This is a genomic window from Collinsella sp. SGI.178, assembly GCF_050313495.1.
GTDB lineage: Bacteria > Actinomycetota > Coriobacteriia > Coriobacteriales > Coriobacteriaceae > Collinsella.
The window spans coordinates 1-23,832 of the sequence record NZ_JBNPLM010000006.1; the positions used below are offsets into that span (position 1 = coordinate 1).

General features: G+C 57.8%; 22 protein-coding genes, 6 tRNA genes and 1 pseudogene. 24 read left to right on the forward strand and 5 right to left on the reverse strand.

Annotated features, from left to right (window positions below):
* Nucleotides 1-237 precede the first annotated feature (237 nt).
* From ACQRAQ_RS02940 to folB, 21 genes and pseudogenes are all read left to right on the forward strand, one after another.
* The gene (locus ACQRAQ_RS02940) at nt 238-1,914 is read left to right on the forward strand and encodes a peptide ABC transporter substrate-binding protein (protein WP_427718635.1); all 1,677 of its coding nucleotides are present in this window, start codon (nt 238-240) and stop codon (nt 1,912-1,914) included.
* 155 nt (nt 1,915-2,069) lie between these two features.
* On the forward strand, nt 2,070-3,107 hold the full coding sequence (locus tag ACQRAQ_RS02945; RefSeq protein WP_427728782.1) for an ABC transporter permease: 1,038 nt from the start codon (nt 2,070-2,072) through the stop codon (nt 3,105-3,107).
* 14 nt (nt 3,108-3,121) lie between these two features.
* Nucleotides 3,122-4,057, forward strand: a complete 936-nt coding sequence (locus tag ACQRAQ_RS02950; protein WP_427718631.1) for an ABC transporter permease — start codon at nt 3,122-3,124, stop codon at nt 4,055-4,057.
* Between the two features lie 2 nt (nt 4,058-4,059).
* Entirely contained in the window at nt 4,060-5,151 is a 1,092-nt protein-coding gene (locus ACQRAQ_RS02955; protein WP_154517437.1) for an ABC transporter ATP-binding protein, read from the forward strand.
* The gene (locus tag ACQRAQ_RS02960) at nt 5,152-6,180 is read left to right on the forward strand and encodes an ABC transporter ATP-binding protein (RefSeq protein WP_154517434.1); all 1,029 of its coding nucleotides are present in this window, start codon (nt 5,152-5,154) and stop codon (nt 6,178-6,180) included.
* Between the two features lie 590 nt (nt 6,181-6,770).
* Nucleotides 6,771-6,860 (forward strand) — tRNA-Leu (locus ACQRAQ_RS02965).
* 59 nt (nt 6,861-6,919) lie between these two features.
* The gene (locus tag ACQRAQ_RS02970) at nt 6,920-9,265 is read left to right on the forward strand and encodes a SpoIIE family protein phosphatase (protein ID WP_427793841.1); all 2,346 of its coding nucleotides are present in this window, start codon (nt 6,920-6,922) and stop codon (nt 9,263-9,265) included.
* Nucleotides 9,266-9,346: 81 nt separating this feature from the next.
* Nucleotides 9,347-10,093 carry an anti-sigma factor antagonist gene (locus tag ACQRAQ_RS02975; RefSeq protein ID WP_154517428.1) on the forward strand — a complete coding sequence of 249 codons (747 nt, stop codon included), beginning with the start codon at nt 9,347-9,349 and terminating at the stop codon, nt 10,091-10,093.
* A gap of 105 nt (nt 10,094-10,198) precedes the next feature.
* Nucleotides 10,199-10,274, forward strand: a tRNA-Gly gene (locus tag ACQRAQ_RS02980).
* Between the two features lie 35 nt (nt 10,275-10,309).
* A tRNA-Cys gene (locus tag ACQRAQ_RS02985) sits at nt 10,310-10,383 on the forward strand.
* Between the two features lie 42 nt (nt 10,384-10,425).
* A tRNA-Gly gene (locus tag ACQRAQ_RS02990) sits at nt 10,426-10,501 on the forward strand.
* Nucleotides 10,502-10,842: 341 nt separating this feature from the next.
* A pseudogene (locus ACQRAQ_RS02995) lies at nt 10,843-11,373 on the forward strand (alpha-amylase family glycosyl hydrolase); the annotation flags it as partial.
* A 101-nt stretch (nt 11,374-11,474) separates the two neighbouring features.
* Entirely contained in the window at nt 11,475-11,741 is a 267-nt protein-coding gene (locus tag ACQRAQ_RS03000; protein WP_427793902.1) for a hypothetical protein, read from the forward strand.
* Between the two features lie 33 nt (nt 11,742-11,774).
* Nucleotides 11,775-11,850, forward strand: a tRNA-Gly gene (locus ACQRAQ_RS03005).
* A gap of 3 nt (nt 11,851-11,853) precedes the next feature.
* Nucleotides 11,854-11,928, forward strand: a tRNA-Val gene (locus ACQRAQ_RS03010).
* A 216-nt stretch (nt 11,929-12,144) separates the two neighbouring features.
* Nucleotides 12,145-12,327 (forward strand): hypothetical protein, encoded by a 183-nt coding sequence (locus tag ACQRAQ_RS03015; RefSeq protein ID WP_154517425.1) that lies wholly within the window; start codon nt 12,145-12,147, stop codon nt 12,325-12,327.
* A gap of 567 nt (nt 12,328-12,894) precedes the next feature.
* The gene (nrdD, locus tag ACQRAQ_RS03020) at nt 12,895-15,117 is read left to right on the forward strand and encodes an anaerobic ribonucleoside-triphosphate reductase (protein ID WP_427718616.1); all 2,223 of its coding nucleotides are present in this window, start codon (nt 12,895-12,897) and stop codon (nt 15,115-15,117) included.
* Between the two features lie 428 nt (nt 15,118-15,545).
* On the forward strand, nt 15,546-16,127 hold the full coding sequence (nrdG, locus tag ACQRAQ_RS03025; RefSeq protein WP_427727760.1) for an anaerobic ribonucleoside-triphosphate reductase activating protein: 582 nt from the start codon (nt 15,546-15,548) through the stop codon (nt 16,125-16,127).
* Nucleotides 16,128-16,194: 67 nt separating this feature from the next.
* On the forward strand, nt 16,195-16,752 hold the full coding sequence (gene folE, locus ACQRAQ_RS03030) for a GTP cyclohydrolase I FolE (RefSeq protein WP_427718613.1): 558 nt from the start codon (nt 16,195-16,197) through the stop codon (nt 16,750-16,752).
* Nucleotides 16,753-16,754: 2 nt separating this feature from the next.
* The gene (locus ACQRAQ_RS03035; protein WP_195838586.1) at nt 16,755-17,336 is read left to right on the forward strand and encodes an HD domain-containing protein; all 582 of its coding nucleotides are present in this window, start codon (nt 16,755-16,757) and stop codon (nt 17,334-17,336) included.
* A gap of 43 nt (nt 17,337-17,379) precedes the next feature.
* Nucleotides 17,380-17,865 (forward strand): dihydroneopterin aldolase, encoded by a 486-nt coding sequence (folB, locus tag ACQRAQ_RS03040; protein ID WP_427718610.1) that lies wholly within the window; start codon nt 17,380-17,382, stop codon nt 17,863-17,865.
* A 6-nt stretch (nt 17,866-17,871) separates the two neighbouring features.
* Here folB and ACQRAQ_RS03045 read toward each other — a convergent pair whose 3' ends face one another.
* Together ACQRAQ_RS03045 and ACQRAQ_RS03050 are read right to left on the reverse strand one after the other, a co-directional pair.
* Nucleotides 17,872-18,648, reverse strand: a complete 777-nt coding sequence (locus ACQRAQ_RS03045) for a M48 family metallopeptidase (RefSeq protein ID WP_427727764.1) — start codon at nt 18,646-18,648, stop codon at nt 17,872-17,874.
* Nucleotides 18,649-18,722: 74 nt separating this feature from the next.
* A complete protein-coding gene (locus ACQRAQ_RS03050; RefSeq protein ID WP_427793843.1) occupies nt 18,723-19,736 on the reverse strand; it encodes a dipeptidase in 1,014 nt (337 codons plus the stop codon).
* Nucleotides 19,737-19,856: 120 nt separating this feature from the next.
* Here ACQRAQ_RS03050 and ACQRAQ_RS03055 point away from each other — a divergent pair, with 120 nt between their 5' ends.
* The 3 genes from ACQRAQ_RS03055 (at nt 19,857) to ACQRAQ_RS03065 (ending at nt 21,748) form a co-directional block, all read left to right on the forward strand.
* A complete protein-coding gene (locus tag ACQRAQ_RS03055; RefSeq protein ID WP_427727768.1) occupies nt 19,857-20,285 on the forward strand; it encodes an FKBP-type peptidyl-prolyl cis-trans isomerase in 429 nt (142 codons plus the stop codon).
* Between the two features lie 3 nt (nt 20,286-20,288).
* Nucleotides 20,289-20,867, forward strand: a complete 579-nt coding sequence (locus ACQRAQ_RS03060; protein WP_427793845.1) for an urease accessory protein UreE — start codon at nt 20,289-20,291, stop codon at nt 20,865-20,867.
* 83 nt (nt 20,868-20,950) lie between these two features.
* Entirely contained in the window at nt 20,951-21,748 is a 798-nt protein-coding gene (locus tag ACQRAQ_RS03065; RefSeq protein WP_427793847.1) for an HAD-IIB family hydrolase, read from the forward strand.
* 75 nt (nt 21,749-21,823) lie between these two features.
* Here ACQRAQ_RS03065 and ACQRAQ_RS03070 read toward each other — a convergent pair whose 3' ends face one another.
* The 3 genes from ACQRAQ_RS03070 to ACQRAQ_RS03080 all read right to left on the reverse strand — a co-directional run bounded on the left by ACQRAQ_RS03070 (nt 21,824) and on the right by ACQRAQ_RS03080 (nt 23,785).
* Nucleotides 21,824-22,204: a Fur family transcriptional regulator gene (locus ACQRAQ_RS03070; protein WP_427793849.1), complete on the reverse strand. Its 381-nt coding sequence runs from the start codon at nt 22,202-22,204 to the stop codon at nt 21,824-21,826.
* A 61-nt stretch (nt 22,205-22,265) separates the two neighbouring features.
* Entirely contained in the window at nt 22,266-22,676 is a 411-nt protein-coding gene (locus ACQRAQ_RS03075) for an acylphosphatase (RefSeq protein WP_427793851.1), read from the reverse strand.
* A 2-nt stretch (nt 22,677-22,678) separates the two neighbouring features.
* Nucleotides 22,679-23,785 (reverse strand): Gfo/Idh/MocA family protein, encoded by a 1,107-nt coding sequence (locus ACQRAQ_RS03080; protein WP_427718592.1) that lies wholly within the window; start codon nt 23,783-23,785, stop codon nt 22,679-22,681.
* Nucleotides 23,786-23,832: the final 47 nt, after the last annotated feature.

Below are 23,832 nucleotides of genomic sequence, written 5' to 3' on the forward strand. Positions count from 1 at the left end.
TACATATTTGTAACAGAGTCAGAATATCACCACATACTGCGCCCAACTAAAGAAATTCTCGACCGTTAACCGGAATTAGCCCCAAACCGTGCATAAAATGCGCTACTGTATTGAAAACGTTGGCCTGTTGTGCATAACCAGCCATAGCAACGGGCGGCGTTTCGATAGTTCGGATCGGATTGTCTCGACATATGTCCGACTGAACATTTCTTTGTCCTATCTCATAAGGAGGATGGCATGGCTGATTCTATGTTCCACCAGCCCGTTATGGGTCGTCGCGCCTTTGTCGGCGGTACCCTTGCTGCGAGCTCCATGGCTTTTCTTGCCGCATGCGGCAAGAAGGGCGGCGACGCTTCCGGTTCTGAGTCCGGTTCGACGCTGAACTTCTACATCAATAACCCGGTCTGCATCGACCCCTACAATGTCCAGGAGGACCAGGGCACTCAGGTCGAGTACCAGCTCTTTGACGCTCTGACCTCTTATGACGCCGAGAAGGGCGAGATCGTTCCGCTGGCTTGCGAGTCCTTCGAGGCCAACGACGACGCCACCGAGTTTACCTTCAAGATCAAGAAGGCCAAGTTCCACAACGGTGATGACGTTACCTCCAAGTCCTTTAAGCTCGGTTGGGAGCGTCTGGTCAGCACCAAGTCCGCTGTCGCTCAAGAGTATGGTCCTTCCGAGGTCTCCTATCACCTTTCCATGGTCGAGGGCTATGACGATCTGCTTGCCGGTAACACTACCGAGCTCACCGGTGTTACCTGCCCTGACGATGAGACCCTCGTCGTCAAGCTGTCTTCCGCTTACGCCGACTTCCCCTTCGTCGCCACCCACCCGGCTCTGGCCCCGGTTCCCGAGTGCGCCGAGTCCGATGCCAAGAGCTTCTACCTTGCCCCGATTGGTAACGGCCCGTTCATGATGGACGGCAAGTGGGAGGATGGTCAGGAGATCAACCTCAAGAAGTTCGACGATTACTATGGCGACAAGGCCAAGATCGATGGCATCCACTTCCAGGTCATCAAGGACATGGAGACTGCTTACAAGGAGTTCCAGGCCGGTAACCTCGACGTCTGCGACGTTCCCGTTGCTCAGATCGATGCCGCCAAGAAGGACCGTGGCGAGTCCAAGGATGGCTACACCATGAGCGACGGCGAGCGCATGCTGCTCGGTGCCGAGCCTTCCACCTACTATCTGACTTGCAACACCACGGCCGAGCCGTTCAACAACGCCGATCTGCGCAGGGGCATCTCCCTGGCCATCAACCGCGAGGCCATCTGCAAGACCATCTTCAAGGGTACCCGCACCCCCGCTGACGGCATTGTTCCTCCGGGTATCGATGGCTACAAGGAGGGCGCATGGGAGTTCTGCGCCTATGACGTCGACAAGGCTAACGAGTACCTCGACAAGGTTGCTCCTGCCGACGCCAACGGTGACCGTGGCATTAACGTGACTCTGTCCTACAACCAGGACGGTGGCCACAAGGAGATCATGGAGTCCATCATCGGCGACCTCGCCAAGGTTGGCATTACCGCCGTCTCCGATACCCCCGAGTGGTCTGCCCTGCTCGAACAGTATCAGAACCTCAACTATCAGTTCGGTCGTCTGGGCTGGATTGCCGACTACCCGATCATGGACAACTTCCTGTATCCGCTGTTCCACTCCGACTCCCTCGGTGGCGACAACCGTTCTGGTTACAACAACCCCGAGTTCGACGCCAAGGTCGACGAGGCCCGTACCGCGATTGACGACGAAGAGCGCGTCGCTAAGATGCAGGAGGCCGACGCAATCGTCGCTGCTGACTGCCCGGTCATCCCGCTGATGTTCTACACGCACACCCTCGCTGGTTCCGACCGCATCAAGCACCTCTATGTTGATCCGCAGAAGCATGCTGATCTGGGTACCGCTGAGCTCGCATAAGATTTGCAGCTTTGGTGAGGGTCAAGTTTTTACGTAGACCTCATGGGAAACATACAGTTCCCCCTAACCTGGGGTAAACTGGCTGATGGTAATTTTGGGATGCCGGTCTGGCGATCGGCATCCCATTTAGGTTAATCCCTAGATAGGGGAGTGGTATGGGTAAGTACATCGTTAAACGTGTGCTTCAGTTCATCCCGGTATTTTTGGGCGTTACGCTGATTCTGTTCGCCCTCCAGAATATCGTGCCGGGAGACCCGATCAAGCTGATCGGTGGAGACAAGGCTCTGTCCCCCGAGGTGGAGCTTCAGCTTCGCGTGCGCTATCACCTGGTCCAGTCGGACGAGGACGGCAACGCGATCCTTGACGAGAACGGCGACCCCGTTCAAACGTCGCTCGTGGACCGTTACTTGTATTACATGAACGGCCTGCTTCATGGCGATCTGGGTAATTCCTATCAGCGCAAGCTGCCGGTTACGGATATCTTTGCCCAAAAGTATCCGTATACGGTCAAACTTGCCGCGTGCGCCATCGTACTCGAGGCAATCATGGGTATCGGTGCGGGTATCATTTCGGCGGTAAAGCGTTACTCCTTCTGGGATATTTTGGTAACGCTGACCACGTCGATCCTCGTTGCCGTTCCTGCTTTCTGGCTCGGTATGCTGCTGCAGCTGTTCTTTGGCGTCATCCTCAAGGATGCCACCGGCGGCGCATTCTCCATGCCGATTTCGGGTGCCGGCGGTGCTAGCTCTCAGTATCAGGATTGGATGCACTATGTGCTTCCGACCATCACGCTTGCTTCGGTTTCGACCGCCTATGCTGCCCGCATCATGCGCTCGCAGTTGCTCGATGTCATGAACCAGGATTACATCCGTACGGCAAAGGCCAAGGGCCTCTCCAATCGCGCGATCATCATCAAGCATGCGCTTAAGAATGCACTCATCCCCGTCGTTACCTATATTGGTGTCGACTTTGGCGGTATGCTTTCGGGCGCCATCCTGACCGAGACGGTCTTTAACTGGCCCGGTATCGGCTATGAGGTCTATCGCGCCATTAGCATGCGCGACTGGCCCATCGTTATGGGCGGCGTTACGCTCATCGTCGTCGTCGTCATGGTGATCAACCTGCTCGTCGACATTAGCTATGCATTCCTCGACCCGCGCATCCGCCTTGGCGGTCCGTCGGATAAGGCCTAAGGGAGGTACGTCTCATGCAGGAAACTGATTCTCAGTCTCAGGAGCAGGCTACCGCCACCAAGGCCGCATCTGCTCCCGCCAAGTCCCGCACGCTGTGGGGCGACGCTTTTAAGCGTCTTCGTAAGAACAAGCTCGCCGTTATCGGTGTCTGCTGGATTGTCATCGTCGTTGTGGTTGCCCTGACCGCCGACCTGTGGGCTAAGCCCTGGCTCGGTTCGCCGACGGCTTCCGACTCGACCACCATGGCCGAGACGTCGCTGCTGGCTCCGTGTGCAGAGCACCCGTTTGGCACCGACTCCCTTGGCCGTGACATTCTCGTCCGCGTTATCTACGGTGCACGCGTTTCGCTGTCCGTCGGCATTATGGCCACTGCGATCTCCACGGTGATTGGTCTGGTCATGGGCGCTCTGGCCGGTTTCTACGGCGGCATCTGGGATACGATCATCATGCGCTGTGCGGACATCTTCCTTGCGTTCCCGTACGTGCTGTTCGTTGTCGCCATGATCGCCGTTATCGGCCGTGGTCTTCAGAACGTCTTTATCGCCATCGGTATTCTTGGCTGGCCTTCGATTGCGCGCGTCTTCCGATCCGCGATCTTGACGGTCAAGGAAAACGACTATGTTGACGCCGCGCGCGCGATGGGTGCATCTGATGCTCGTATCGTCGTGCGTCACATCTTCCCGAACTCCGTTGCCTCCATCGTGGTCTACGCGACTATGAACATTGGTGGCGCCATTCTGACCGAGTCCGCTCTGTCCTTCCTCGGCATGGGCGTTATTCCGCCTACGCCTTCGTGGGGCTCCATGATTCAGGACGGCCAGCAGTATCTTCTGACTGCTCCCTGGATGATGATCATGCCCGGTCTGGCAATTCTCTCGACGGTGCTCGCCTTCACCCTGCTGGGTGACGGTCTGCGCGACGCCCTCGACGTCAAGATGAAGGACGCATAAGGATGAAGAAGAACAAGAACTATGTGGACCTGAAGGACCAGCCGGTTCCCGAGGGCCAGCATCTGCTCGAGGTTGATGACCTTAAGATGTATTTCCACACCGAGGATGGCGTCGTTCGCGCTGTCGATGGTGTGTCCTACACGCTCGATCGTGGCGAGACCCTGGGTGTCGTCGGTGAGTCCGGCTCCGGTAAGTCCGTGACCGCCATGACCATCATGGGTCTTATCTCGATGCCTCCGGGAAAGATTGAGGGCGGTGACGTTCGCTATCGCGGACGTTCTATCCTCGAGATGACCGAGGAAGAGATGCAGCACATTCGTGGCAACGATATCGCGATGATCTTCCAGGATCCTATGACTTCCTTGAACCCGGTCTATAAGATCGGCAAGCAGGTGGGTGAGGGCCTTCGTCTGCACCGCGGCTACTCCAAGCAGGAGGCGCTCAAGCGCGCCACCGAGCTTTTGGACCTCGTTGGCATTCCCGAGCCCGAGAAACGCGTCAATGAGTATCCGCACCAGTTTTCTGGTGGTATGCGTCAGCGTGTCATGATTGCCATGGCCCTTGCCTGCGATCCCGATATTCTGATTGCCGACGAGCCCACGACTGCCCTGGACGTTACCATTCAGGCTCAGATTATTGAGCTTATGCAGGAAATGCAGGAGAAGAACGGCAACGCCATCATCATGATTACCCATGACCTGGGTGTTGTCGCCGATATGGCCGACAAGATCATGGTTATGTACGCCGGCCGTCCCGTCGAGTTCGGTACTGCTGAGGAAATCTTCTACGAGAGCCGTCACCCCTATACCTGGGGCCTGATTCGCTCCATCCCGGAGCAGGCCATCGATGAGAAGAAGCCGCTTACGCCGATTCACGGCAACCCGCCTTCGCTCATGAACCTGCCCGAGGGATGCGTGTTCTCGCCTCGTTGCCCCTATGCGACCGATAAGTGCCGCAAGCAGCGCCCCGAGCGTTTTGTCACCGAGTCCGGCCACTATTCTGCGTGTCATTATTCCGGTGACCCCGAGTTTCTCAAGAACGCCCCTGAGACGTCCCGCACGCGTAAGGATTCCAAGAAGGGAGGCGAGGCGTAAATGGCAGACAATAACGAGCGCACTCCGCTGCTGAAGGTCGAGCACCTCTCTAAGGAGTTCCCCGCAGAGTCCGGCATGTTCGCCAAGCGTTTTTCCAAGCGCGTCGTCTCTGCTGTAAACGACATCTCTTTTGAGATTTATCCTGGTGAGACCTTTGGTCTGGTTGGTGAGTCTGGTTGCGGTAAGTCCACTACGGGTCGCACCATCATGCGCCTGACCAAGCCGACCGCCGGTAAGGTGTTCTTCCAGGGTAAAGATGTTGCCGAAATGAGCAAGCATGAGATCAAGGATATGCGTCGCGAGATGCAGTTTATCTTCCAGGATCCTTATGCCTCGCTGAATCCTCGCATGACCATTGGCGAGATCGTCTCCGAACCCATGACCATTCACGGCGTGGGAACCAAGGAGGAGCGCATTGAGCGCGTCCGCGAGCTTCTCGACGTTGTCGGACTGAACCCCGAGCACATCAATCGCTATCCTCATGAGTTCTCGGGTGGCCAGCGTCAGCGTGTCGGCATTGCCCGCGCTTTTGCGCTGAAGCCCAAGCTGATTATCTGTGACGAACCGGTATCCGCTCTGGATGTGTCCATTCAGGCCCAGGTTCTGAACCTGCTTAAGGAACTGCAGGACAAGTTTGGTACGGCGTATCTGTTTATCGCCCACGACCTGTCCGTCGTTCAGCACATCTCCGATCGCGTTGCCGTTATGTATCTGGGTAAGGTGGTCGAGGTTTCTGACTGGAAGACGCTCTATAGCGAGCCTCACCACCCGTATACGCAGTCGCTGCTGTCTGCCGTGCCGGTTCCCGATCCGGATATCCAAAAGTCCCGTAAGCGCATCATCCTCGCCGGCGATCCGCCGTCACCGCTGGATCCGCCGACTGGCTGCCGTTTCCACACGCGCTGCCCGATCGCGCAGGGCATCTGCTCCGAGAAGCTTCCCGAGTTTAGGGAAGTCGCACCGGGCCACTGCTGCGCCTGCCACTTCGCCGAGCCGTTCCCGATCAAGGAATCGCACATCGACCTGTAGTCGGTTGTTTTCGTCCGGGCCTGCCCTGGTGTTGCTTTTCAGAACGTCCTCGGACATGTCGGAAGCCCCGCTGCGCGCTACGCGCTGCGGGGCTTCCTCCGTCCTGCGGAATGTTCTGAAAAGCAACACCAGGGCAGGCCCTGCGGCAACTCGGCAGGTGGAATGCGGTTCCCTGATCGCTCACTTAATCTAATGGGAAAGATAGCGAGGCCGGAGCTTTAGCTCCGGCCTCCTTATATAAGGGCTCGGCAAAGCCGAGCCACCAAATTTATATCAGCCCCAGAACATGTTTGAGAACTGTGCCTGAAGTACGTATTTGCAGGCCCCGAATCGGTGCTGCCTCCCGGCGCATTCCGCAGGGGGAGCGATATTTTGCAGCACGAAGTGCGTAGCAAAATATCGCTCGTGCCCGAGGACGCGCCGGGAGGCAACACCGATTCGGGGCCGGACATATAGATTTACCTGCGCATTTTCAAATTCGTAAACTTTTTTGAAAAAAGTGCTTGCACAGTTCTCGAATCATAGGTTATTATCTTCCTCGTTGAAAGCGCGGGTCCAACAAAACGAACTGCGAATCAACAACATAGCATGTCGGAGTGGCGGAATTGGCAGACGCGCTAGCTTGAGGTGCTAGTGACCGCTTTTTGGTCATGCGGGTTCAAGTCCCGCCTCCGACACCATCGCATTTGAGAAGCCTCTTCGGAGGCTTTTTTGTTACCGATAGACGGTGAGGTTCACGATGGAAACGCTTGAGCGCAATGAGTGGGTTGACGTTGCCCAATTGGTCGATATTACGAGCGATGCTGTCATTATCTGCGAGCTCGACGGAACCATTTTGCATGTAAACAATCGCTTGCTCGACTTGATCTGCGAGGAACGTTCCGATGTGATCAACGGGGACGTTAAAGATCTCTTGTACTCGTCAGCATTTGAACGCGCGACAGAACATCGTCTTCCTTTTGAGACCAATGGTACCGAGAGCGAGTTGATGCTTAAGCTCAGTGACGGCTCCTTTATTCCCGTCCTAGTTTGTGCCGGCTCGGTTACGCCGCCTCGTATCTTTGGCCGCCGTGCGCCGCGTGTCCTCGTGGCGCTCCATAGTATCGAAGAGCAGTATTCGCATGACCGTCAGCTCAAGCGTGCGCTTTCGGAGCTCAGAGTGGCGAATAAGCGCCTCTCGGGCACGTTGTCGGTCATTATGAGCACGATGGGCTCCGATGAGCTGCCTAGTTTGTTGGATACCGTTTTGAACCAGCTTGTAGGAACCCTCGATGCCTCGGGTGCTGCCATCTATTTTTCTGAGAGCGGCGGTTTTAAGCTTCGCGGTGTTTCCAAGGAGCTGTATGACAGCTACCTGCCCGAGTTTATGCCGTATGGTGCGGGTATCCCGACGTATGTGCTCCGTGAGTCTCGTGCCTGCCGCCTGTCGATTCAGCAGGACCTTGAGGGCGATAGGATTGCCTCGGGTATGTTCATGGACCTGGACAATCGTTCTAAGCACCTGCTACGCGTGCAAGATATGCCTCCATACCGCAGCGAGATATGTCTTCCCGTGTTTTATGGCACTCAGGTGCTCGGTGTGTTGGAGGTCGGTTGGAAACGTCCGCAGGCGCCGCTTGCCTATGATGTCAACGTGCTCGAGGTCATTTGCGATTATCTCTCCATCCAACTAGTCGGCATGGCATCGAGTCTACGTTCACGTCGCACGGCAGAGCTTGGCCGTTCTCTCAACGTGCTGCGCGATGAGTTGTTTGCCTATCTCGATGATCCTATTGCCGCCTCGCGTGCGGTATCGACCGAAATCTGCGCTGTGCTCAGTTGTCATTTCTGCCCCGTGGAGTATGATGCGGGCCTCGAAACCTATGTCATCGATTTTGAAGGCGGCAGTCGTGTGGCATTGCCGGGCGATCCGGAGTCACTCTTCTTTTCTGTCACGACGCCGGCGGCGCGCCTGGGGGCAATTTCCGATGGATTTGAGACATCGGTGCTGGGCGGGACGAGCGCCGACGACCTCAAACACGTGCGCCTTACGCGCGTAGACGAATCCACGACTATGGGCGCATGGTTGAGAGCCCACGGCCTGCCGTGTCAGGGACTTTATGTCGACTCCGGTATCGAGGCGGGGCGCTGCCACTCGGAGGCGGATGGTACGCGAAGCAACGATGCAATCGTGCCCGCTGATATCGCCAAGGGACCGACGAGGCGCGTTTTGCTGCTCCGTGATGGCAGCCAGGAGCCAATCGACGACCTTGAATACGACTACATGGTGCATTTGGCACACGACTTTGAGCTGATCTATGAGGGAGAGTCTCAAAAGCGTGAAGAGCGTCATATCGCTCAGACGCTTCAGATTGGCATGAGAAATTCGCTAGGCGACGTTCCGGGCATCGCAACCGATTCGGTATACCTGTCGGCAACGAATTCGGCGTTGGTTGGTGGTGACTTCTATACGCTTGTCCGTCTTCCCGACGATTGCGCCGTTATGATATTGGGCGATGTCTCCGGCAAAGGAATTGAGGCGGCGTCGATGTCGGCGCTCGTCAAGACGGCGTTGACGGCTTATGCCTGGGAGGGTGCGGGACCCGCTCGCATGGCCCGCTCGCTCAATAGCATGCTCATGGGCTTTTCGCGGGTCGAGACGTTTGTGACGGCGTTTATCGCCAAGATTGATCTTAAAGCGGGCCGTGCTACCTATTGCTCTGCGGGACATCCTCCCACTATGGTCATTAGGCCGTCGTCGACGCCGCATGGCGGAGGAGAGGCCTGCGGGGGAGAAGTGGAGCTCCTTGGGTGCCAATCGGGCGTGATCGGTGCCTTTGAGAGCATGGTGTACGAGACGGGCGTGTTTACGTTCGATCCTGGTGACATGCTGTTTATGTATACCGACGGAACGATCGAAGCACGCGACCGCTCGGGTGCTTTCTTTGGCGAGCAACGCCTGCGCGACCTTCTACTCTCTGTTTCGGGTGAGGGCGTATCGGGCATCTGCGGTAAGGTCTTGGGCGAGCTTGACCGCTTTACCGACTCGGCGCTGGACGATGACATTGCATTGGTGTCCCTTGAGTTTTTACGGGGTCGATCGTAGGTCGCGACGTTGGGCATACAGAATCCTAACGGTTGCAGAAAAGTGTGCATCGAGCGAGCTCTTTTGGGGAACCATGGTCGCATGAATGAGTGGAATGACATAGCGGTTTTGACGCCACCGGGCGATATCGATATCGCCTCGGTGCCCGAGCTGCGCCGACGGTTGGATAATTTAATCGACCGGGGCGTGCGCCGTGTTGTCATCAATTGCCAGACCGTGGCTTTTATCGACTCGACGGGTTTGGCGTTTTTGCTTACGCGTGCCAGAGAGCTTATGAGACGAGAAGGGCTGCTTTCGCTTGTTAACGCCTCCGATGAGGTCGTTCGCTTTTTGGAGATTGCCCGACTTGTCGACATCCTTCATGTTGCGGGTCCGGTGCGGGAGTCGATTCCCGCCATTCCGGTGGGGGAGTTGCCGCGATGGAGCAAGAGCGTCAAGGTGCAGCGAGGCATCGAGAATCTCCCGTATTATCGGCACCGTGTGGCCGAGCTTCTCGAATCGCTTCCCCTGAGGCGTGATGAGCGCTATGACGTCGCATTAGCGTTGGGGGAGGCATTGGGTAACGCATATGACCATGCGGGCGGTGTTGGCTGCATCCTGACGATTCAGGCCTATGGGGACCGTGTTGTGCTTGAGGTGCTTGATCGAGGCGCTGGCTATTCTATCGATGGGGCGAGCGAACCGATGGCATCCGAGGAACGCGGACGCGGTATCAAGCTTATGCGCATGCTCGTCGATAATGTGGAGGTTGCCCGTCGCACGGATGGTGCCGGCACACGCGTTCGGATGGTGAAGCTGTTTAGCTCGGCATTGGAATCGTGCGCTTAGCGCCTTGGGTTGACATGATTTTCCTGCGTGAACTTGCTTTGGGCAACTTTTTTGAAAAAAGTACTTGCGTCTTTTGGATAACTCGCGTAAATTAATAACCCGCAAGCGGACATGGCTCAGTTGGTAGAGCACAACCTTGCCAAGGTTGGGGTCGCGGGTTCGAGCCCCGTTGTCCGCTCCATTGCATTTCCGGACCGTTCTTAACGGTCCTTTTTCGGCGAAGTGGCCAAGTGGTAAGGCAGAGGCCTGCAAAGCCTTTACCCCCGGTTCGAATCCGGGCTTCGCCTCCAGGCAACATCCGGGCGCTCCGGCGCCCGTTTTGTTTTACATATGCGGACATGGCTCAGTTGGTAGAGCACAACCTTGCCAAGGTTGGGGTCGCGGGTTCGAGCCCCGTTGTCCGCTCCAAGCACAACAGCCCGACTACCACGGTAGCCGGGCTTTTTCGTACCCATTGCAGAGGCTCGAACCCGAGAGGGAGCGAGCGTTAAGCAAACGCGGAGCGTTTGTAGCGAGCTGGCGAGGTCGCCGGCAGGCGGCCGAAGCCGGTGCGGATCCGCGAAGCGGATACGCGGATGCCCCGTTGTCCGCTCCAAGTACAACAGCCCGACTACCACGGTAGCCGGGCTTTTTCGTACCCATTGCAGAGGCTCGAACCCGAGAGGGAGCGAGCGTCTTGGGGCGTGGCCGTGGCGTTGTTTGCCGCGAATATCAGCTTTGGGCGTATCATCGTGGGCATTACCCAGCAGATGGACTATCTTGAGCGGCTGGGCATCGAGGCCATCTGGCTGAGCCCGTTTTACCCATCGCCTCTTGTCGATGGTGGCTATGATGTGGCGGACTACTGCGATGTCGACCCACGTCTCGGCTCGCTTGACGACTTCGATGACATGGTCGCTGCGGCTCACGCACGCGGCATCAAGGTCATCGTCGACATCGTGCCCAATCATTCATCCAACCAGCACCCCTGGTTCAAAGCCGCTCTTGCCGCCGGCCCCGGATCGCCCGAGCGCGCCCGTTATATCTTCCGCGATGGTCGCGGCGAACATGGCGAGCTGCCTCCCACCAATTGGAATGCCAACTTTGGCGGCCCCGCCTGGACGCGTGCTGCGGACGGTCAGTGGTAGCTGCATATGTTTACGCCCGAGCGGCCGGACTTTGTCTGGTCATGCCCCGAGGTTCATGCGTTCTTTTGCGACGTCCTGACGTTTTGGAGCGATCGAGGCGTTGATGGCTTTCGCATTGATGTGGCGCACGGTCTCGCCAAGGACCTCGACCGCGATGACCTCGACCGGTGGCATCTCGCCGAGGGCGATGACATGGTTGACGACGGCACCCATCCGCTGTGGGACCGCAACGAGGTCCACGAGATCTATCGCGCGTGGCGACGCGCTATGCCCTGCTGCAAATCAAGGCGACGCGCTACCGCCAGATTGCGCTCGACTGGCTCTTACGCGACGGGTCGTCTTATGACGAGGACCGTGAACTCGGCGAGCGCCGCGCGCGGGCGGCCCTTTTGCTTGAGCTGGCGCTTCCGGGCTCGGCATACGTGTATCAGGGTGAGGAGTTCGGCCTTTTTGAGGTGGCTGATGTCTTCGTGAGGTTCGCGAGGGCGTCGCAAAACTTTTCAAAAAAAGTTCTTGCATAGGATGCGGGCATCACGTAAGATTAATCCCCGTAAGCGGACATGGCTCAGTTGGTAGAGCACAACCTTGCCAAGGTTGGGGTCGCGGGTTCGAGCCCCGTTGTCCGCTCCATTTGGGCGTTTAGCTCAGGGGGAGAGCGCTTCCCTGACACGGAAGAGGTCACAAGTTCAAATCTTGTAACGCCCACCAAATGTTCGCAGTCCAGAGGCTTTGCTTCTGGACTGTTTTGTTATAAACACACATAATATGCCGTCAAATTATCGACCTCGGTCGCTTTTTCACGTTGCATTTGCTGCCCAGCATAATTTGTCGTTATTGGCCTCTTGGTCTCGTGGGAGATGATTATTTTGATCATAACCGTGCACGTCGCCCGCGTTTCCATGGTTGACCTCCGCGCAATCTTTTATGGTGATCGGTTTTGGCGAGATTGCCTTCCAGGGAGGATTCGGAACGATTGAAGGCCGTACGTTCTTCGCGCGCTGGGCGGGCCTTGTCACAAAGGGGTGGGCTTTTGTGGTTATCGCCGGCGTGCTGCTCGATCCCTTTACAGCGGCTCTCGGCCGCATGATAGCTCGCGAAGAGAACTAATAGCTCCTCGCCTATCGAATGCCGGCGGACGGGGTGTCGGGGCTGTAGTCTTCCGAGCGTTTGCAGCCCTGTCACTCCGTCCGCCGGCATTCGACCGCAACATGTTGGTCAAGCATAATCTTTTGGATTCTTTTCGCGTGAGCGGCTTGGTTTTGGTAGGATTTGTCGGCGGCTTGACTAGGGGGTTTTATAATTGCCTTGCAGGTAGCCGCGTTGGTAACGTTTTACCGACTTGCCAAGAAACCCTCATAATTAATGTGTCTGTAAAATGACCAATTGCTTTGACCTGCTGAAACACTATATGTTGTGTTTGACCTAAAAAAAGAATACAGGATATAGAGGCGTCTTTGTCGTATGATAGATGGCGGACAGAGAACGAAGACCTTGTTCGTCCCATTTGGACACGCCTTTGAGCCGCTTGATCGGCCGCGAGGATTGTCCGCATGAGGACCTATGGTTTATCGAGAACACAGATTGCGCGACGGCGCCGCAAGACAGGGACAAGCCCTGCCAGGCATCGTTTGGCTCTGAAGCGCAATGGGATTACGACGCGAAAGAGGCAAGAGGATGAAGATCATCAAGCGCAGCGGCACCGAGGTTGCCTTTGACATCGATAAGATCGTCAATGCGATTCGCGCCGCCAACTTGGAGGTCGAGGAGGGCTCTCGTCTTACCGACCGCCAGGTGATCTACGCGGCGCAAAACGTCGCCGAGGCATGTGAGAAGGCCGGCCATACCGTATCGGTCGAGGAGATCCAGGATCTGGTCGAGGACGAGATCATGCGTCTCGACTGCTACGAGGTCGCTCGCCGCTACATCATCTATCGTTATGTTCAGAGCCTGAAGCGCCAAAAGAACACGACCGACGACAAGATCCTGTCGCTGATCGAGTGCAATAACGAAGAGGTTAAGCAGGAGAACTCCAATAAGAATCCGACCGTCAATTCCGTTCAGCGCGACTATATGGCCGGCGAGATTTCCAAGGACCTGACCCAACGCGTGCTGCTGCCCCAGGAGATCGTGGATGCCCATAATGAGGGCCTGATCCATTTCCACGATTCGGATTACTTTGCCCAGCACATGCACAACTGCGATCTGGTGAACCTGGAGGACATGCTCCAGAACGGCACCGTTATCTCGGGCACGCTGATCGAGAAGCCGCACAGCTTCTCGACCGCCTGCAACATCGCGACGCAGATTATCGCCCAGGTTGCTTCCTCCCAGTACGGCGGTCAGTCTATTTCGCTGACCCATCTCGCCCCGTTCGTTGAGGTGAGCCGTCAAAAGATTCGCGGCGAGGTCGCTCGCGAGCTTGAGGAGCTCGGTGTTTCGGCATCTGCCGAGAAGGTTCGCGAGGTCGTTGAGGAACGCCTGCGCGATGAGATTCGTCGCGGCGTCCAGACGATTCAGTATCAGGTCGTGACCCTTATGACCACGAATGGCCAGGCGCCGTTCGTGACGGTCTTTATGTATCTCAATGAGGCCCGTACGCCCCAGGAGAAGCACGACCTTGCCATGATTGTGGAGGAGACGCTTCGTCAACGCTATGAGGGCGTTAAGAACGAAGCCGGCGTGTGGATCACCCCGGCGTTTCCCAAGCTCATCTACGTGCTCGAGGACGATAACATCCGCGAGGATTCGCCGTACTTCTATCTGACCAAGCTCGCCGCCAAGTGCACCGCCAAGCGCATGGTGCCCGACTACATCTCCGAGAAGAAGATGCGCGAGCTCAAGCTGTCTAAGGGCGAGACCGCCGGCAACGGCGATTGCTATACCTGCATGGGTTGCCGCAGTTTCCTGACGCCCGACCGTTCGGGCAACGGCTTTAACAATGTCGCCAACGCTCTGAACTATGACCCGACCAAGCCTAAGTACTATGGTCGCTTTAACCAGGGTGTTGTGACCATCAACCTGCCCGATGTTGCGCTGAGCTCGCATCAGGACATGGACAAGTTCTGGAAGATCTTCGATGAGCGCCTTGAGCTGTGCCACCGCGCCCTGCTGTGCCGTCATGAGCGCCTGATGGGCACGCTTTCGGATGCTGCGCCGATTCTTTGGCAGTACGGTGCCTTGGCGCGCCTTAAGAAGGGCGAGACGATCGACAAGCTGCTCGTGGGCGGCTATTCCACCATTAGCCTGGGTTACGCCGGTCTGTATGAGTGCGTCAAGTACATGACGGGCCACAGCCACACCGAGAAGGAGGGCACGCCGTTTGCCATGGCCGTCATGCAGCACATGAACGACAAGTGCGCCGAGTGGAAGGCCGAAAGCGATATCGACTTCTCGCTGTACGGCACCCCGCTTGAGTCGACGACCTACAAGTTCGCCAAGTGCCTGCAGCGCCGTTTCGGCATTATCCCGGGCGTGACGGACAAGGGCTACATTACTAACAGCTATCACGTCCACGTGTCCGAGGAGATCGATGCCTTCGACAAGCTTAAGTTTGAGGGCATGTTCCAGCAGCTTTCGCCGGGCGGTGCTATCTCCTACGTTGAGGTTCCCAACATGCAGGACAACCTCAAGGCGGTCATTCGCGTAATGCAGTACATCTACGACAACATCATGTACGCCGAGCTCAACACCAAGAGCGATTACTGCCAGGTGTGCGGCTATGACGGCGAGATTCGCATTGTCGAGGACGATGGCAAACTGGTGTGGGAGTGCCCCAATTGCGGCAATCGTGACCAGGAGAAGATGAATGTCGCCCGTCGCACGTGCGGCTACATCGGTACCCAGTTCTGGAACCAGGGTCGAACCGAGGAGATCCGCGACCGCGTGCTGCATCTCTAATAACCATCCCAGGCTGCCCCGTAGCGAGGCCCCGGACCTTTGCTCGCTATTTCGGACAGTCCTGGCTCACGAACAGGAGGCGCCACTGGCGCCTCCTGTTCGTGCGGAACTCATATCGAGCAAAGGTCCGGGGCCTCGCTACGGGGCAGTCAAGTTGATGTAGCTGAGATGCAGCATGCGGTCTGCTCACTCCTCGAAGTTCTTGGCGGAAATAATTCGAGCTGCAGCTGCGATTTACTTGCTATGGCGGTTGAGTCGCAACCCAGTTTTTATTGGACCTCGAACCCCATACTCGATGTTCGCTTTGTTCACCGAGTGTCGCTCGCGAGGGATCTGGAGCATATCGTCCCGCCCGCAGTTTCGCAGGCCGAAGGCCGAGAATGTTTGAGGACGGGATGATATGCTCCAGACCCCCAGGAAGGTTACCTATGAACTACGCGAACATTAAGTATTTCGACATTGCTGATGGAGAAGGCGTTCGTACCTCTCTGTTTGTGAGTGGGTGCCGTCGTGGGTGCAAGAATTGTTTTAACTCCGTCGCGTGGGACTTTGCCGCGGGTGAACCGTTCGATCGTGCCGTCGAGGACAAAATCATCGAGAGTCTTGATCATCCCTTTATTGATGGCCTGACGATTCTGGGCGGGGAGCCTATGGAACCCGAGAACCAGGCGGGGCTCGTTGATTTTATCGAACGCGTGCGTGCGACCTACCCTGTGGAGTCTGGTAAGACCATTTGGTGCTTTACCGGTGATGTGCTCGAGGAACTAATGCCGGGCGGCCGTCACCATACCGACGTGACGGACCGTATCCTTGCTTGCCTCGACATGCTGGTAGACGGTCCGTTCGTTCAAGATCTGTACGATATCTCGTTGCGCTTTAGGGGCTCGAGTAATCAGCGCGTGATCGACATGAACGCCACGCGCGCTCGTGCTGCGCGCGAGGGCGTTGCGCTTTGCGACGCTGTGGAGCTTTGGCGGGACGATCCGGTCTATTCGACCCATACTATGTAGCTGGAAGAGGTTGCGTGCCAGCGTGGTACCATAGCGCGAACGCGAAATCGAAAAAAGTGAGGCCCAGATGGTCGATCAGGAAAAAGTCGAGACTGCTATTAAGCTGCTGCTTGAAGGTATAGGCGAGGACCCAACTCGTGAGGGCCTGCTGGAGACCCCGGCACGCGTCGCCCGTATGTATGGCGAGATTGCCGGCGGTATGGGCCGGAGTGCCGAGGAGCACCTGTCCAAAACCTTTGCCGTCGCTTCGAACGATTTGGTTATCGAGCGCGATATTACGTTTTACTCGCTGTGCGAGCACCATCTGCTGCCGTTTTATGGCAAGGCTGCGATCGGCTATATCCCTAACGGTCGCGTGGCGGGTCTGTCTAAGCTTGCTCGCACGGTTGAGGTCTATGCCCGTCGTCTGCAGCTGCAGGAGCAGCTGTGCGCGCAGGTTGCCGATGCCCTCATGGAATATCTTGCTCCCCAAGGGGCGATCGTGCTGATGGAAGCCGAGCATATGTGCATGACCATGCGCGGCGTGCAAAAGCCCGGTACCAAGACCGTAACGCTTGCTCGTCGCGGTGTCTTTGAGACCGATCCCGCGCTCGAGGAGCGATTCTTTAGGATGCTGGGCCGCTAACCATGAGAGTCGTCAACGACTTTACATCGAAGACCGATGAGGGGACGCCGCGTCGCGGCTTTATGGCTTCGGGCCTGACTCCCTTTGGCGCCATGCCTCGCATTGATTACATTTGTGCCAACGGGCTGTTCCGGCGGCACCTGGGCAACATTGCACAGTTGGAATCGGGGCGCATCTTTTGCCGCCACGGTATTGACCATCTGCTGGATGTCGCGCGCATTATGTGGATTAAGAATCTTGAGGAACAGCTCGAATTTGACCGCGAGGTCATCTACGCCACGGCACTTCTTCACGATATCGGCAAAGATGAACAGTATGAATCGGGTATATCCCATGATGTTGCAAGCGAGCGCGTCGCTGATGCGATTCTTGGCGGCATGCCCGATGACGTGGCATTTGATCCGGCCGATGCCGCGGCCATTAAGACGGCCATTTTAGGCCATAGAAAGCTGCGCGTGAACAGCCAACCGCTTGAGCGTCTGCTCTATGCAGCTGACAAAGCGTCGCGCGCCTGCTTTGCATGCCCCGCGCGCAATGCCTGCAACTGGAGCGATGATAAAAAGAACCTGTCGATTCGCGTGTAGTTGGTTTGCGCGGTCGGGGTTCTAAACGAAGGAGACGATCGCGATGACCAACAAGAAACTGCCCGAGAATGCAACCAAGACTGAAGGCGCCGAGCTCGCCCGCCGTGGAAGGGGCGAAATATCCACCGCAACGGCGGTGCCCCACGTGAGCTATGACGATCTGCGCCATGCCGATCGCATCACCGTTGAAGGTCTTGAGGTCTTTGCCAACCACGGCGTGTATCCCGAGGAGAACGCCCTGGGCCAGAAGTTCATCGTGTCCTTGGTGCTCTATGCCGACCTGCGTGCAGCAGGGGAGCACGATAACCTGGATGCCTCGATTGACTACGGCTCGGTGTGCCACGATGTCGATGGCTATCTGCGCGAGCATACGTTTAAGCTCATCGAGGCCGCAGCCGAGGGCGTGGCCCAGATGCTGCTACGTCGTTACCCTCTGCTGCTCGGCGTGCGTGTTAAGCTCGATAAGCCTTGGGCGCCCGTCGGTCTTCCCCTGGCAAGCTGCGGTGTCGAGATCGAGCGCGTGCGCTAACCGGTTCTAATACGTCTCTATGGGTGGCTGCTTGAGCCGCTGCGACAGAGCTCTATTGTTGGGGCAGTACGTGTCGAGCAGGGCGTGAAACCGCTGATTGTGGCTTGGCTCGAGCAAGTGGACGAGCTCGTGGGCGACAACCATGTCAAGGCACTCGACGGGGTAGGCGGCAAGCTCGCGTGCGATGCGAATGGCACCGGTTTTGGGCGTACACGAGCCCCAGCGCGTTTTCATGCTGCGCACGGAAACGCGGGAAGCGGCGACACCCATTGCGATTTCGTATGTGCGCACCATATCGCGCAGCGCCGTGGTGACCTCGGATGTATAGAGCTGGTCGATGCGGGCTTGGAGCTCATCGGGCGTTAGGCCGTCGAGGGCCGTGCGCTGCTTTGCCTGCGCGCGCCCACTTGGCTCGTCGGTACCCATAAAACTTGCGAAGGTGGCCTGTTTGGGTCGCGGTGCGGGTGATGCAAAGTTGTGATCGAGCGCATCTTGTACCGTGATGGGCTTGCCCCAAAGCGCAATGATGGACGAGGGGCTGAGCGGCTCTCGCTCCGTCGCCTGACGTTGCTCGCGCTGGGCAAGTCGGCTGATAATCCAGGCGCTGTTGCGCTTCACAAATGCTTCGATACACTCGCGGGTGGCACCGAGCGGTGCGCTTGCGTGGACCTCACCGCTCGATGTGACGCGTAGGTTGAAGTTCTTGACACGCTTTTTGGTAACGACTACGGGGATGGGCATCCCATCCGGTCGGGATACGGAAATCGTAAACTGCTGCGTCAAAAGCGGTCCTTCAGATTGGGGACGGGCCGGCATGTCGACCGTTCGGCATGCCGGAGCGCTCAAGGGATGTGAAATTAATAACGCTCAAAGAAGGCAAGCGCGTTGTCGCTGCAGAGCTTTTGCATCACGGTCTTGCCAAAATGCTTGGAAAGCATGTTCTGGAACTCGGGCATCTTGCTGGCATCGGAGAGGAAAGCGGGCACCGTGGCGCCGTCCCAGTCGCCGCCGAGCGCGATGACGTCCTCGCCGCCCAGGTCGAGCCAGTGCTCGATATGTGCCGCTAGCTGATCGAAGGTGACGTCTGCGGCGGTCTTGTCGGTTGCGTCGTTGGAAAGGAACTCGCTGCAGTAGTTGAGGCCGACGATGCCACCCATGTCGCGAATGGTGCGGAACTGGTCGTCGGTAAGGTTGCGTTTGGCGCCGCAAACCGCACGGGAGTTGGAGTGGCTGGCGACGAAGGGACGCGTGGCGCGGACGGCGACCTCGTCAAAGCACTCATCGTTGAGATGGGAGACGTCAAGCACCATGCCGGCGTGCTCCATCTGCGTAAGTGCCTCGATGCCGGCGGCGGTGAGGCCGGCGTGGGTATCGTGTCCGCTCGCGAGCGGCCCTTGCGCGTTCCAGCTGAGTGATGACATGAGTACGCCCAAGCTCTTGAGCACCTCGATCAGTGCGGGGTCCTCGGCAAAGAACGTGGCGTTTTCGATGGTGTGGATGCAGGCGACCTTGCCGTCCTTGAGCGCGGGGCGAATGTCAGCGGCGCTGCGCACGTTGACCATGCGATCGTGGTTGAGCATGGCCTGGCCGCTCATATGCGCCATGATCTGCGCCTGGAAGCGCGCGGCGTGGGCGGAGGGAATCTCGTCGGGGACAAACGTGGCGAAGCACTGTGCCCACGGCGTGTTGCCGATCTTTGTGAGCGAGATGGCGCAGGCGTTGCCCTCGATGAGGTCGAAATCTTGCGGATGCGTCTCGTCGCCGGGGAAATAACCGTCGGTTCCGGCGGTAAAGCGCAGGTCGAGATCGAGCGTGGCCCAGCCGATGCGGTCGGCGGTGTCGCAGTGTAGGTCAAATACGGGATATGCCATGGTTCCTCCGGTTGCAGCGTTTCTTTGCAAACTGTCTTCGAATTGTATGACTAGGGTATAGTTAGCGCCATACGTTCATGGCGGCCCGCGTTGTGTGCCGCCCTTATCACGGAGGTTTCCATGTCCAACCAGGGCAAGAAGGTCAAGACTCATTATCGTGGCACGCTCGACGATGGCACGCAGTTCGATAGCTCCTACGATCGCGGCGAGCCGCTGGAGTTCACCTGCGGTGCCGGTCAGATGATCAAGGGCTTCGATGCCGCTGTTGTCGACATGCAGGTGGGCGAGAAGAAGTCCGTGCACATTCCTGCTGCCGATGCCTACGGCGAGCACAATCCCGAGATGGTTATCACCTTCCCGGCCGAGCAGGTTCCCAACATCGAGCAGATCGAGAAGGGCATGAAGCTCTTCCTGTCCACGCCGAGCGGCATGCCTGTCCCTGCCGTTGTCATCGATGTGACGCCCGAGGCCGTGACGCTCGATGCTAACCACGAACTGGCCGGCAAGGATCTCAACTTTGATATCGAGCTCGTCGAGGTCGAGGGTTAGAGTATGCCTGAACGCTTGGTTTCGACGACATGCTTGGGAAATCTCAACGATCCGTCCTATGAACTCCTGCTTCGTCGGGAGCTGGGTGGCATCTTTGAAGTTGACGAGCTACTGCTCGATTGGGACCAGGCTGATGTATGCGCGTTTGCGGGCGTGACGGAGCTGGGGCGCACGGTCGATGTTCGGCTAGATGCTGCCGACGGTAGTCGTCTTGCCGACGGCGACGTGCTCGCCATCGACCGTTCAGGCATGGTGCCCGTGGCGGTTGTCGTGCGCCTGCGCAGCGCCGAGGTCTATTTGGTCGAAGTCGACCGCATGGATCCGATTGCGCTCGCGCATGCGTGCTGGGAGATCGGCAATATGCACGCGCCGCTTTTCCGAGGCGATTCGGACGAGCATACCGTGCGCATGTATACGCCGGTGCAGCCTGTTTTGGGCCGCATGCTCCGGGGCGTCGAGGGTGTTCGGCTCTCGGTGGTTAGCCGTGAACTCGATACGGACCGGCGTTTTGCGTCGAGTGCGGCGTATGCCGTTGTGAGCATGGCTCCCGACTTTACGATCGTAAAAAAGGCGCGCGGTTAACGTGCGTATGAGCAAGACGGACTTTGAGAGGCAGCTATTCAAAGTCCGTCTTGCTGTTGATGAGGTGCTGTGGGGGTAAGCATATGGGTCTTGAGGGAATCAAACTGATTGCATGCGATTTGGACGGCACGTTGCTGCATCCGGGGGAGTGCGAGCCGCGTTCCGAGGCCTTTGAGCTCATCGATGAGCTGCATCGTCGTGGCATCGTGTTTATGCCGGCGAGCGGCCGTCAATATGCGAGCTTGCGCTATCTGTTTGCCCCGGTGGCCGATGAGCTCGCCTATGTATGCGAAAACGGAGCCCTCGTGATGAGCGAGGGGCGTGCCGTTGTCAAGCGTTCCATGGAGCGTAACCTTGCTATGGATATCGCGAATGCCGTGGTTGCGTATCCCCATGCCGACGTGACCCTTTCCTGCGAGGGGCACCTCTACACCATAAGCGGCAACGATGCATTCGTCGACCATTTGCGCTACGAGATCCATTGCGATGTGGCGGTGGTCGACCGTCCCGAGGACATCGACGAGGACGTCATTAAGATCGCGTTTCAAACGCCCGAGACAGAGCAGCCGGCGGCGCTGGAGTATTTCGTCCGTCGCTTTGGCGACCGGGTCGATGTGATGACGTCGGGAACCGAATGGACCGACTTTATCGGCTTTGATTCGGGCAAGGGGTCCGCGCTTGCCGATTATGGTCGTGCGCTGGGGATCTCACCTAACGAAATGATGGCGTTTGGCGATAATGAAAACGACCGCGACATGCTCAACGTGGTGGGCCATCCCTATCTGATGGAGAGCTGCAATCCCAGCATGCGCGGTATCAACGACCGCGTCCGTTACGTGCGCACGGTCGAAGAAGAGCTGCGTCGCCTACTTGCTGAGTAGACATTTGGGACATGCCTGGAAATCTTCCTTTTGCCGCAATCGGTGAAAAGTTGATTTTAAGGCATGCCCCAAAATCTACCTACAGTTGGGGCAGAGGCCCTCGAAGATGGTGTAGTGCGAGCTGACGCTCCATCCGATTTGTTCGGATGCCCTGGCGTCGAGCTGGGTATTGAAGGGGAGCGGCACATCGATGACGCGGCCACACGAGGTGCAGATGATATGCGCATGCGGCTCGATGGCACGATCGAAGCGGCTGCCGCCCGGCGTTTTAATCGAGAGAATCTCCCCGGCATCGGCCAAGAGATTGAGGTTGCGGTAGACCGTACCGCGGCTGATTTTGTCATCCTGCGCGCGCACAGCGTTGTAGATCTCATCGGCGGTGGGATGGTTGTAGCTTTGGCGCACGGCATCAAGAACTAGCTTTCGCTGCCTAGTATTCCTTCTTTGCACCGCCATGCGCCTCGCCTCTTTTCTATTAACGGACGTAGGTAAATGATACCGTATTTAGCACACAATACTAATAATGAGGAGTGAAACCGTCTTCATTGGCAAGTGGGGCTCGGACCTGGGCGTCTACGAGGCGAAAACGCGTTCCCATGCGCTCGTAGGAGGCATGAAGCGCCTCGAGATGAGATAGGATGTTTGCCGGAGCTCCCTGTATCTCCATCTCGACTGAGCCGTCTTCCATGTTACCCACCCAGCCGGTGAGTGCGCGTGCCTGCGCGAGGTTGGTGTTGGTAAAGCGAAAACCAACGCCTTGGACCTGTCCCTCCCAGCGCAGGAAATAGCGCAGGGGAGTGTCTTGAGTGGCCTCGTCGCTTGCGAGCACAGTAAGCCTGCGGCGCAGCTCGAGCTCGACGCCAGAGGGCTTTTGGGGCTCGCGGCTGCCGCCGGCGACGCCCGAGAAAAGCTTGTCGAAAATACCCATCGCTAGGCCTGCTTGACAGAATCGGCGGGGAAGGTAATGCCGGCCTGTTGGCGCACGGCATCCATGATGCGCAGCGAGACAAGCGTGACATCGCGATAGTGGCCAAGCTCGTGACGTCCCGCCGGGGTCTCCCAAATCTCTTCCTTGACGTTATCGATGCCGCCGATGGCGGTGATAAAGTCTGCGAGTTCGTATTCCATGGTGTTGCTCGATTTGGGAAGGTCGAGCACGCGGCCGTTGTCGCTCTGTTCGCGCGGCGCCTCGGTCGCCGAGCCGCGTACGACATCGCCGCGATAGTCGATGCGGACGTTGCGGGGCGTGGACAGATGGTCAATCTGGATAGTGCCACGCTCGCCTTCGATCTGCGAGGGCAGTAGGTCATTCGTAATTTTGGAGTGCGCGAGCTCGACGGAGATACGGCCACCGCCGTAGCTGGCGAGGATGGAACCGCAGCCATCGATGGGGCCATGGGTGAGCTCTTGCGTGGTGGGGTCGAGCAGAGTAGCCATGCTCGTAAGGCCGGAGGGCATGCCGAAGATCTCGACCATGGGCTCGACGGTGTAGACGCCAATATCCATGAGGGAGCCCGAGGCCATGTGGCAGTCGAAGATGTTGGTGGCGCGTCCCGCGAGAACCTCGTTGTAGCGTGAAGAATACTTGCCAAAGCGCAGTGAGGCGCGACGAATGGGCGCAATCTCGCCCAGGGCGTCCTCGATGGCGTGGAAAGCGGGGTCATGGAGCGGGCGCATGGCCTCGAGGGCTACGACGCCCGCCGCCTCGGCGGCGCGGAAGACTTCCAGCGCCTGCGCCTCGGTGGCGCAGAAGGGCTTCTCGACGATGACGTGCTTGCCGCTGGCGATGCAGGCAAGGGCCTGCTCGTAGTGAAGTGCGTTTGGGCTGCCGATATAGACGGCGTCGACGTCGGCGGCTGCTGCAAGCTCATCAAGTGAAGTAAAGTTTCGTTCGCCGCCGTGCTCGGCAGTAAAGGCGGCGCCGCGCTCGGCGTTGCGCGAGAGCGTGCCTACGAATACAGCCTGGTCGTTGGCATTGACGACCTGGATAAAGTCGTCGGTGATCATGGATGTGCCGATGGTCGCGATGCGCAGCATACGTCCCCCTTGCGTTGTTTTGGTCTACAGGATGAGTGTAGCGCGTG

What these genes read in the sequence shown, in the direction of transcription:
- ACQRAQ_RS02940 (WP_427718635.1), top strand. Translation starts at nt 238, where the DNA reads ATGGCTGATTCTATGTTCCACCAGCCCGTTATGGGTCGTCGCGCCTTT.
- ACQRAQ_RS02945 (WP_427728782.1), top strand. Translation starts at nt 2,070, where the DNA reads ATGGGTAAGTACATCGTTAAACGTGTGCTTCAGTTCATCCCGGTATTT.
- ACQRAQ_RS02950 (WP_427718631.1), top strand. Translation starts at nt 3,122, where the DNA reads ATGCAGGAAACTGATTCTCAGTCTCAGGAGCAGGCTACCGCCACCAAG.
- ACQRAQ_RS02955 (WP_154517437.1), top strand. Translation starts at nt 4,060, where the DNA reads ATGAAGAAGAACAAGAACTATGTGGACCTGAAGGACCAGCCGGTTCCC.
- ACQRAQ_RS02960 (WP_154517434.1), top strand. Translation starts at nt 5,152, where the DNA reads ATGGCAGACAATAACGAGCGCACTCCGCTGCTGAAGGTCGAGCACCTC.
- ACQRAQ_RS02970 (WP_427793841.1), top strand. Translation starts at nt 6,920, where the DNA reads ATGGAAACGCTTGAGCGCAATGAGTGGGTTGACGTTGCCCAATTGGTC.
- ACQRAQ_RS02975 (WP_154517428.1), top strand. Translation starts at nt 9,347, where the DNA reads ATGAATGAGTGGAATGACATAGCGGTTTTGACGCCACCGGGCGATATC.
- ACQRAQ_RS03015 (WP_154517425.1), top strand. Translation starts at nt 12,145, where the DNA reads ATGGTGATCGGTTTTGGCGAGATTGCCTTCCAGGGAGGATTCGGAACG.
- nrdD (WP_427718616.1), top strand. Translation starts at nt 12,895, where the DNA reads ATGAAGATCATCAAGCGCAGCGGCACCGAGGTTGCCTTTGACATCGAT.
- nrdG (WP_427727760.1), top strand. Translation starts at nt 15,546, where the DNA reads ATGAACTACGCGAACATTAAGTATTTCGACATTGCTGATGGAGAAGGC.
- folE (WP_427718613.1), top strand. Translation starts at nt 16,195, where the DNA reads ATGGTCGATCAGGAAAAAGTCGAGACTGCTATTAAGCTGCTGCTTGAA.
- ACQRAQ_RS03035 (WP_195838586.1), top strand. Translation starts at nt 16,755, where the DNA reads ATGAGAGTCGTCAACGACTTTACATCGAAGACCGATGAGGGGACGCCG.
- folB (WP_427718610.1), top strand. Translation starts at nt 17,380, where the DNA reads ATGACCAACAAGAAACTGCCCGAGAATGCAACCAAGACTGAAGGCGCC.
- ACQRAQ_RS03050 (WP_427793843.1), bottom strand. Translation starts at nt 19,736, where the DNA reads ATGGCATATCCCGTATTTGACCTACACTGCGACACCGCCGACCGCATC.
- ACQRAQ_RS03055 (WP_427727768.1), top strand. Translation starts at nt 19,857, where the DNA reads ATGTCCAACCAGGGCAAGAAGGTCAAGACTCATTATCGTGGCACGCTC.
- ACQRAQ_RS03060 (WP_427793845.1), top strand. Translation starts at nt 20,289, where the DNA reads ATGCCTGAACGCTTGGTTTCGACGACATGCTTGGGAAATCTCAACGAT.
- ACQRAQ_RS03065 (WP_427793847.1), top strand. Translation starts at nt 20,951, where the DNA reads ATGGGTCTTGAGGGAATCAAACTGATTGCATGCGATTTGGACGGCACG.
- ACQRAQ_RS03070 (WP_427793849.1), bottom strand. Translation starts at nt 22,204, where the DNA reads ATGGCGGTGCAAAGAAGGAATACTAGGCAGCGAAAGCTAGTTCTTGAT.
- ACQRAQ_RS03075 (WP_427793851.1), bottom strand. Translation starts at nt 22,676, where the DNA reads ATGGGTATTTTCGACAAGCTTTTCTCGGGCGTCGCCGGCGGCAGCCGC.
- ACQRAQ_RS03080 (WP_427718592.1), bottom strand. Translation starts at nt 23,785, where the DNA reads ATGCTGCGCATCGCGACCATCGGCACATCCATGATCACCGACGACTTT.